Here is an 8848-nt window from a genome sequence, read left to right as displayed (position 1 = left end):
CCCCCCCCCCCCCCCCCCCCCCCCCCCCCCCCCCCCCCCCCCCCCCCCCCCCCCCCCCCCCCCCCCCCCCCCCCCCCCCCCCCCCCCCCCCCCACGCCCGTACATCCGTACAGCTGCTGCCTACTGGGCGGCGTTCAGGATCTCGCGCGCCAGCTTGGCGGTCTCGGTCGGCGTCTTGCCGACCTTGACGCCGGCGGCCTCGAGGGCCTCCTTCTTGGCCTGTGCGGTGCCGGAAGAACCGGAGACGATGGCGCCGGCGTGGCCCATGGTCTTGCCCTCGGGGGCGGTGAAGCCCGCGACGTAGCCGACGACCGGCTTGGTGACGTTCTTCGCGATGAAGTCCGCCGCACGCTCCTCGGCGTCGCCGCCGATCTCGCCGATCATGACGATGAGCTCGGTCTCCGGGTCGGCCTCGAAGGCCTCCAGGGCGTCGATGTGCGTGGTGCCGATGACCGGGTCGCCACCGATGCCGACGGCGGAGGTGAAGCCGATGTCGCGCAGCTCGTACATCATCTGGTAGGTCAGCGTGCCCGACTTGGACACGAGACCGATCTTGCCGGGCTTGGTGATGTCGCCCGGGATGATGCCGGCGTTGGACTGGCCGGGGGTGATCAGACCCGGGCAGTTCGGGCCGATGATGCGGGTCTTGTTGCCCTTGGCGGTCGCGTACGCCCAGAAGGCGGCGGAGTCGTGCACCGCGATGCCCTCGGTGATGACGACGGCCAGCGGGATCTCGGCGTCGATGGCCTCGACGACCGCGGCCTTGGCGAAGGCCGGCGGGACGAAGAGGACGGAGACGTTGGCGCCCGTCTTCTCCATCGCCTCGGCGACGGAGCCGAAGACCGGGACCTCGGTGCCGTCGAAGTCGACGGTCGTGCCGGCCTTGCGCGGGTTCACGCCGCCGACGATGTTGGTGCCGTCAGCCAGCATCAGCTTGGTGTGCTTCATGCCCGTGGCACCGGTCATGCCCTGGACGATGACCTTGCTGTCCTTGTTGAGGAAGATAGCCATGTGAGTCTGTGACCTCTGCCCTTACTTCGCAGCCGCGAGCTCGGCGGCCTTGTCGGCCGCGCCGTCCATGGTGTCCACGCGCTGCACCAGCGGGTGGTTGGCGTCCGAGAGGATCTTGCGACCCAGCTCGGCGTTGTTGCCGTCGAGGCGGACGACCAGCGGCTTGGTGACCGCCTCGCCCCGGTCCTCGAGCAGCTGCAGCGCCTGGACGATGCCGTTGGCGACCTCGTCACACGCGGTGATGCCACCGAAGACGTTGACGAACACGGACTTGACGTCCGGGTCGCCGAGGATGATCTCGAGGCCGTTGGCCATGACGGCGGCGGAGGCGCCACCGCCGATGTCGAGGAAGTTGGCGGGCTTGACGCCACCGTGGTTCTCACCGGCGTACGCGACGACGTCCAGGGTGCTCATGACGAGACCCGCGCCGTTGCCGATGATGCCGACCTCGCCGTCGAGCTTGACGTAGTTGAGGCCCTTCTCCTTGGCGGCGGCCTCGAGCGGGTTCGCGGCGGCGTGGTCCACGAACTCCTCGTGGCCCGGCTGGCGGAACTCGGCGTTCTCGTCGAGCGAGACCTTGCCGTCGAGCGCGATGACGTCACCGGAGGCGACCTTCGCGAGCGGGTTGACCTCGACGAGGAGCGCGTCCTCGGCGATGAAGGTCTGCCACAGGGTCACGAGGACCTCGGCGACCTGCTCGGCGACCTCGGCCGGGAACTTCGCCAGGGCGACGATCTCGCGGGCCTTCTCGATGGTCACGCCCTCGTTGGCGTTCACCGGGACCTTGGCGAGCTTCTCCGGGGTCTCCTCGGCGACCTGCTCGATGTCCATGCCGCCCGCGACCGAGGCCATGGCCAGGAAGGTGCGGTTGGTGCGGTCGAGGAGGTACGAGACGTAGTACTCCTCGAGGATCTCCGGCGCGGTCTCGGCGATCATCACCTTGTGGACCGTGTGGCCCTTGATGTCCATGCCGAGGATGTCCGTCGCGCGGGCGACGGCCTCGTCCGGGGTGGCGGCGAGCTTCACGCCACCGGCCTTGCCGCGGCCGCCGACCTTCACCTGGGCCTTGACGACCGACTTGCCGCCCAGCTTCTCGGTGGCCTCGCGAGCCGCCTCAGGCGTGTCGATGACTTCACCGGCCAGCACCGGTACACCGTGCTTGGCGAAGAGGTCCCTCGCCTGGTACTCGAACAGGTCCACGCGCGTCCGTCCCTTGTCTTAAAGATTCGCAGTGATTCGCGGTTTGTCTGCTATCTGCGTGGGCGTGCCGCGGAGGGCAACGTGACGGCGCTGTCACTAGGAAGGCGCACACGGTGACCGTGGACGCGGCATGTCCGTCTCGCAGGTTATCCCCGTGGGACGTGGGTCCCTAAATCGCAGATCACACCTGAGCGGTGATACCTGTCACAGATCGCCTCACAGTTGAGCTGCGTCTTCGTGTGATCTGCCGATGTGCCGCAGCGGTCGGGCGTGCTCCGGCGGGCCCGTCAGGGCACCGGCAGGGGGCGCTTCTCCAGGGCGGCCGCCATCACCTCCGGGAACAGGTCGGGGGTGCAGGCGAAGGCGGGCGCACCCAGCGCGGCCAGGGCCGCCGCGTGCTCGCGGTCGTAGGCGGGGGCGCCCTCGTCGGACAGGGCCAGCAGGGCCACGAACTCCACGCCGGCCCCCTTCATCGCGGCCACCCGCTTGAGCATCTCGTCACGGATGCCGCCCTCGTAGAGATCGCTGATCAGGACGACGACCGTGTCCGCCGGTCGAGTGATCTTGGACTGGCAGTAGGCGAGGGCACGGTTGATGTCGGTGCCGCCGCCCAGCTGGGTGCCGAACAGGACGTCGACCGGGTCGTCGAGCCGGTCGGTCAGGTCGACCACCGCCGTGTCGAAGACGACGAGCCGGGTGGCGATGGACCGCATGGAGGCGAGGACCGCCCCGAAGACGGAGGCGTGGACGACCGAGGCGGCCATCGAGCCCGACTGGTCGATGCAGAGGACCACTTCCTTCTTCACCGACCGGGAGGCCCGGCCGTAGCCGACGAGCCGCTCGGGGACGACGGTCCGGTGCTCCGGGAGGTAGTTCTTCAGGTTGGCCCGGATGGTCCGGTCCCAGTCGATGTCGCGGTGGCGGGGACGGCTGATCCGCGCCGAACGGTCCAGCGCGCCCGTCAGCGTGGCCCGGGTGCGGGCCGCGAGCCGCTTCTCCAGCTGCTCGACCACCTTGCGGACCACGGCCCGCGCCGTCTCCCTGGTGGTGTCGGGCATGGCCTTGTTCAGCGACAGCAGGGTGCCGACCAGGTGGACGTCCGGCTCGACCGCCTCCAGCATCTCCGGCTCCAGCAGGAGCGCGGACAGACCGAGCCGTTCGATGGCGTCCCGCTGCATGACCTGGACCACCGGGCTGGGGAAGTACGTACGGATGTCCCCGAGCCAGCGCGCCACGCGCGGGGCGGACGCCCCGAGACCGGCGGACCGCTCCCCCTGCGCCCGGCCCCCGGCGCCCCCGCCGCCGTAGAGCGCCGCGAGCGCCCCGTCCATCGCCGCGTCCCGCCCGCTCAGCGCGCGGCCCGTCCCGTCGCCCTCGCCGCCCAGCACCAGCCGCCACCGCCGCAGCCGCTCGTCTCCGGCGGGTTCCGCGCCACCCGTCTCCGTCATCTGCCCATCCCCTCGACTCGTTCCTCCAGGGGGCCGCGCCCCCTCGCCCCGCGCCCGGATCTGCCGCTGCGCGGGGCCGTCCCCTACCCGCCCTCCCACCGTTGCCCGGGCTCCGCCCGGACCCTCCGGGCTCCGCCCCGGACCCCGCGCCTCAAACGCCGGCGGGGCTGGATGGGGCGACCCGGATCGTTTGCCCGCGGCCGAACGTGGGTCAGTCGGACAGCGACCTGAGGGGGCGGGCCCCGCCCGGCCAGGGCAGGGCAGCCACCCCACCCCCGACCCGGCCAGGGCAAGGGGCCTGGGCCACCCCCAAGAGCAGCCGGGCCAGATCCACAACCGCGTCCGCGCGGGCCGGGTCCAGCTCCGGGTCGAAGCCCGCCGGGGCGGCCCCGGCGGCGGACGCCGCTCGGGCACCGGGGGCGCGCCGGGCCAGCTCGCCGAGGGTCCGCTTCACCCCCGCCTCGTACGCCCCGAACGTCCGCCGCAGCAGTGGCAGTACGTCGATGAAGGCACCCTCCGGCACCGACACCAGCCAGGCGTCGATCAGGCCCAGCAGCCGCTCGTCGTGGACCAGCAGCGTCCCGCCGCCGGCGCCCCCGGCGAAGCCCTCGATCCAGCCGGCCGCGTCGGCCGGGGAGGCCGCCGGGGACAGGGCGAGCCCCATCAGCCGCGCCGTCTCCCCGGCCGGGAGCCGGCCGTCGTCCAGCAGCAGCCGCGCGGCCCGCCCGCGTATCCCCCCGGGCACGCTCTCCCGCCCGGCCAGCGTCCGCAGGACCGCCGACCAGCGCTCCCGCAGCCCCGGGTCCGTGTCGGCCAGCAGGCCCACCGCCCCGTGCACCCCGTCGACGTGGCCCCGCAGCTCCGCCGCCCCGTCGGCGTCGAGCCCGGCCGCGCAGGCCGGCGGCAGGGCCACGCAGATCCGCTCCGCCAGCCCGGCCGCGACCGTGCCGAGCGCCGCCGCGTCCGTGCCCCGCACGTCCCCGTACCGCAGCGAACGGGCCAGCGCGGGCAGCGCCCTGGCGAGCCCGGCCACGTCCGTGTCCAGCGCGGCCCGGTCGGCGAGCGCCCGCAGCACGGCGGGCAGCGCCTGCGACAGCCCGGCCAGCAGGCAGCGCTCGGCCAGCGCCGTGATCTCCCCCAGCTCGCCGGCGGCCGCCGCGTCGGCCTCCGCCTTCGCGGTGGCCGCCCCCAGGACGGTGGTGCCCCAGATCCCGGCCTCGGCGACCCGCACCGACAGCTCCGGCTCCCAGCACAGCCGCCAGGTCTCCCGGAAGGTGCCGGTCCCGCTCCGGGAGGCGGTCGGTACGCCCCAGTCGATCCCGAGCAGCCGCAGCCGGTGCAGCAGCAGGGACTTGGCCGCGTCGGAGTCCTTGCGCAGGTCCAGCTCCAGGTCCCGCCGCCGCGCCTCGGCCTTGAGCCGCAGCGAGCGCTGCCGGCGGGTGAGGTCCCGCTGGAGCGGTACGACGGGCGCCGTGTCCGGGACCTCGCCGAGCACGTCCCCGATCACCAGCCGGTCCTCGATCAGCGCGAGCGGTATCCCGGAGCCGTCGCACATCACGGCCCGGACCGCTTCCAGGGTCTCCGCGAGCCCGGGCAGCGGGCGGCCCCGCAGGGCGGCCAGGGTCCCGGCCAGCCGGACCGCCTCGATCACGTGGGCCGGGGAGACCTGCCGGTCCTCCTCCCGCAGCAGCCCGGCGACCTTGGTCAGCCAGCGCTCGACGGGCCGGTCCGGGGCCGCGAACAGGTGCGCGTACCAGCCGGGCGAGGTGATGCCCGCGCCGTACCCGCCGGCCCGGGAGAGCCTGCGGTGGGTCCAGGGCACCCAGGTGGTCTCCACCTTCACCTTGGGCAGCCCGGCCAGCAGCGCCCTGTCCGCCGCCACCGTGGTCCTGGCCCGCAGCGCCGGGACGTGCCAGGCACCGCACACCACGGCGTGGTCGTCGCCGAACTCCCGGCGGGCCGCGCGCATCCGCTGCCGCATGTACGCCTCGCGGACGAGGTCCCGGGGGCGGCCGCCGTCCCCGTAGGTCTCCCGCAGGGCGGCCATCGCCTCCCCCAGGGCCTCGAAGACGGCCAGGGGGTCCGGCGCGCCGCCCGTGCCCCGGTGCTCGACCACGTCCTCCCACCAGTCCTCGGGGTCCTCGTACCCGGCGGTCTCCGCGAGCACGGCGAGCGGATCCACCCGCAGGGCGCCCGGGCCGCCGGTGTCCGGATCCTCCTCCTCGGCGGGTGCGGCCAGCGCATGGGCGGCCGGCAGGTCGATGAAGCGCACCGGCACGTCCCGGGCCTGTGCCCAGCGGATGGCGACCCACTCCGGTGAGAAGGCCGCCAGCGGCCAGAACGCGGCCCTGGCGGGGTCGTCCGCCGCGTGCGCGAGGAGGGCGACGGGCGGGCGCATCCCGGGCTCGGCCGCCAGCGCGAGCAGCGCGTCCCCCTCGGGCGGCCCCTCGATCAGCACGGCCCTCGGCCGCGCGCGGTCCAGCGCGGCCCGCACCGCCCGGGCCGAGCCGGGCCCGTGGTGGCGGACCCCCAGCAGCAGCGGTCCCGCGGCCCCGGGGCTCATGCCGTCACCTCCCGGCAGGCCCGGTAGAAGTCCTTCCAGCCGTCCCGCTCGCGGACGACCGCCTCGAGGTACTCCTGCCATACGACGCGGTCGGCGGCCGGGTCGCGGACGACGGCGCCGAGGATCCCGGCGGCGACGTCGGAGGGGCGCAGGACGCCGTCCCCGAAGTGCGCGGCCAGGGCCAGTCCGCCGGTGACCACGGAGATGGCCTCGGCGGTGGACAGGGTGCCGCTGGGCGACTTCACCTTGGTGCGGCCGTCGTCGGTGACGCCCTCGCGCAGCTCCCGGAAGACGGTGACGACCCTGCGGATCTCCTCCAGCCCCTCGGGGGCGGCGGGCAGGTCCAGGGCGCGGCCCATCTGGTCGACGCGGCGGGCGACGATGTCGACCTCGGCGTCGGCGGTGGCGGGCAGCGGCAGGACCACGGTGTTGAAGCGGCGGCGCAGCGCGCTGGAGAGTTCGTTGACCCCGCGGTCGCGGTCGTTGGCGGTGGCGATGAGGTTGAAGCCGCGCACGGCCTGGACCTCCTCGCCGAGCTCCGGTATCGGGAGGGTCTTCTCGGACAGGACGGTGATGAGGGTGTCCTGCACGTCGGCCGGGATGCGGGTGAGCTCCTCGACGCGGGCGGTCATGCCCTCGGCCATGGCCCGCATGACGGGGCTGGGGACGAGGGCTTCGCGGCTGGGGCCGTGGGCGAGGAGGCGGGCGTAGTTCCAGCCGTAGCGGATGGCTTCCTCGGGGGTGCCGGCCGTGCCCTGGACGAGGAGGGTGGAGTCCCCGCTGACGGCGGCGGCGAGGTGCTCGGACACCCAGGTCTTGGCGGTTCCGGGGACGCCGAGCAGCAGCAGGGCGCGGTCGGTGGCGAGCGTGGTGACGGCGACCTCGACGATCCGGCGCGGGCCCACGTACTTGGGCGTGATGACCGTGCCGTCGGCGAGCGCGCCGCCCTGGAGGTAGGTGGCCACGGCCCACGGGGAGAGCTTCCAGCGGGCCGGGCGGGGCCGGTCGTCGTGGGCCGCGAGGGCTTTCAGTTCGTGCGCGAAGGCGTCTTCGGCGTGCGGTCGCAGCGCTTCCGTACCGGTGCCGTTCCCGGGCGTGGTCATGGTCCCCCTCCAATGCTCGGCAGCCGCTCCCGACTGCTGGATCCACCGTGCACCATGCCACTGACAACGCCCCTTGTTTCGGGCGTCGTTGCAGGTCAGAGCGATTGTCAGTGGGGGTCCCTACGGTTGTTCCCATGACTGAGCAGGGGGTCCGCTGGACGGCGGAACAGGTACTGGCTCTGGCTCCTGACGAGGCGTCGCGCAAGGCGGGGGGCAGGCTGGGAGGGGCGGGTCCGTGGTCACAGACCGGAGGTTCCGCTTCCGGTGCGGTGTGGGGGTTGTGCAAGGGCAGCGGCAGCACGCCGTACCGGACGGTCGTCGACCTGACGGGCCCGGCGTACGCCTGCTCCTGCCCGAGCCGGAAGTTCCCCTGCAAGCACGCGCTGGGGCTGCTGCTGCTCTGGTCGGCGGAGGGGTTCGGCGATCCGGCCGCGGCGCCGGACTGGGCGGGGGAATGGCTCGCCGGGCGGGCGGCGAAGGCGGCGCGTCCGGCCGCCGGTCCGGTGGACCGGGAGGCGGCCCGCAAGCGGGCGGAGCGCCGGGCCGAGCGGATCGGCGCGGGCGTCACCGAGCTGGAACAGCGGCTGGCGGACCTGCTGCGCGGCGGGATCGCCGGACAGCAGCAAGCCGGCTACGCCCCCTGGGAGGAGACCGCGGCCCGGATGGTCGACGCCCAGGCGCCCGGACTCGCGGCGCGAGTAAGGGAGTTGGGGGCAATACCCGGTTGCGGCCCCGGCTGGCCCGCCCGGATGCTTGAGGAGTTCGCGCTGCTGCACCTGCTGGACAGGGCCTGGCTGGGGGTGTCCGGGCTGCCGGAGCCGCTGGCCGCGACCGTCCGGAGCCGGGTGGGGCTGCCGTCTCCGGCGGAGGGTGAGACCGTCCGGGACCGCTGGCTCGTACTGGCCCAGTACGACTCGGTGTCCCCGGACGGCCGGCTCACCACCCGCCGGATATGGCTGCGCGGACTGGACAGCGGGCGCCCGGCGCTGGTCCTGGACTTCGGTCCGCCCGGCCGGCCGCCGGGGCTGGCACTGCCCGTCGGACTGGTGCTGGAGGCGGAAGCCCGCTTCCGGCCCGGGTCGGCGGGGCTGCGGGCGGAGCTGGGGGACCGTACCGCGGCCGCGGTGCCGGCCGCCCGCACTCCGCCCGGGGTGAGCACCGGCGAGGCCCTCGAGGCCTACGGAGCCGCGCTGCGGGAGGACCCGTGGCTGGAGTCGTGGCCGGTGGTCCTCGGCCCCGTGATCCCGATACCGGGAGAAGGGGGCGAGGCCGCCTGGCAGGTGGCGGACGCGCAGGGGACGTCCGCACTGCCGGTGGCGCTCGCGCAGGGCCGCTCGCGGTCCGGGCTGTGGCAGCTGGCCGCCCTCTCGGGCGGCGGACCCGTCACGGTCTTCGGGGAGTGCGGCCACCGCGGCTTCAGCCCGCTGACGGCCTGGCAGCCCGGCTCGCCCGAGCCGGTGCCGCTGACCTGAGCCGGAGCCGGAGCCGGAGCGGAACCAAACAAAAACGCAGGGGGCCTGGGG

6 protein-coding genes are annotated in these 8848 nt (G+C 74.3%); 1 reads left to right on the top strand and 5 read right to left on the bottom strand.

The window, feature by feature from the left end; genetic code table 11:
• Positions 1-120 precede the first annotated feature (120 nt).
• The 5 genes from sucD to ACZ4WZ_RS29985 all read right to left on the bottom strand — a co-directional run bounded on the left by sucD (position 121) and on the right by ACZ4WZ_RS29985 (position 7325).
• On the bottom strand, positions 121-1011 hold the full coding sequence (sucD, locus tag ACZ4WZ_RS30005) for a succinate--CoA ligase subunit alpha (protein WP_030710487.1): 891 nt from the start codon (positions 1009-1011) through the stop codon (positions 121-123).
• A 21-nt stretch (positions 1012-1032) separates the two neighbouring features.
• Positions 1033-2211 carry an ADP-forming succinate--CoA ligase subunit beta gene (gene sucC / locus ACZ4WZ_RS30000; protein ID WP_388934641.1) on the bottom strand — a complete coding sequence of 393 codons (1179 nt, stop codon included), beginning with the start codon at positions 2209-2211 and terminating at the stop codon, positions 1033-1035.
• Between the two features lie 287 nt (positions 2212-2498).
• Complete coding sequence (locus tag ACZ4WZ_RS29995) at positions 2499-3659, bottom strand: VWA domain-containing protein (protein ID WP_467895404.1); 1161 nt, start codon at positions 3657-3659, stop codon at positions 2499-2501.
• Positions 3660-3870: 211 nt separating this feature from the next.
• Entirely contained in the window at positions 3871-6222 is a 2352-nt protein-coding gene (locus ACZ4WZ_RS29990; RefSeq protein ID WP_467895401.1) for a DUF5682 family protein, read from the bottom strand.
• The gene (locus ACZ4WZ_RS29985) at positions 6219-7325 is read right to left on the bottom strand and encodes an ATP-binding protein (protein WP_467895398.1); all 1107 of its coding nucleotides are present in this window, start codon (positions 7323-7325) and stop codon (positions 6219-6221) included. The genes ACZ4WZ_RS29990 and ACZ4WZ_RS29985 overlap by 4 nt, the downstream gene beginning before the upstream one ends.
• 134 nt (positions 7326-7459) lie before the next feature.
• Here ACZ4WZ_RS29985 and ACZ4WZ_RS29980 point away from each other — a divergent pair, with 134 nt between their 5' ends.
• On the top strand, positions 7460-8797 hold the full coding sequence (locus tag ACZ4WZ_RS29980; protein WP_467895395.1) for an SWIM zinc finger family protein: 1338 nt from the start codon (positions 7460-7462) through the stop codon (positions 8795-8797).
• Positions 8798-8848: the final 51 nt, after the last annotated feature.

The sequence above is a fragment of the Streptomyces sp. NPDC029122 genome, from assembly GCF_055569445.1.
Note: the sequence above shows the minus strand (reverse complement) of the source record. Positions and strands in the feature narration are given on the sequence as shown.

What these genes read in the sequence shown, in the direction of transcription:
- ACZ4WZ_RS29980 (WP_467895395.1), top strand. Translation starts at nt 7,460, where the DNA reads ATGACTGAGCAGGGGGTCCGCTGGACGGCGGAACAGGTACTGGCTCTG.
- ACZ4WZ_RS29985 (WP_467895398.1), bottom strand. Translation starts at nt 7,325, where the DNA reads ATGACCACGCCCGGGAACGGCACCGGTACGGAAGCGCTGCGACCGCAC.
- sucD (WP_030710487.1), bottom strand. Translation starts at nt 1,011, where the DNA reads ATGGCTATCTTCCTCAACAAGGACAGCAAGGTCATCGTCCAGGGCATG.
- ACZ4WZ_RS29995 (WP_467895404.1), bottom strand. Translation starts at nt 3,659, where the DNA reads ATGACGGAGACGGGTGGCGCGGAACCCGCCGGAGACGAGCGGCTGCGG.
- ACZ4WZ_RS29990 (WP_467895401.1), bottom strand. Translation starts at nt 6,222, where the DNA reads ATGAGCCCCGGGGCCGCGGGACCGCTGCTGCTGGGGGTCCGCCACCAC.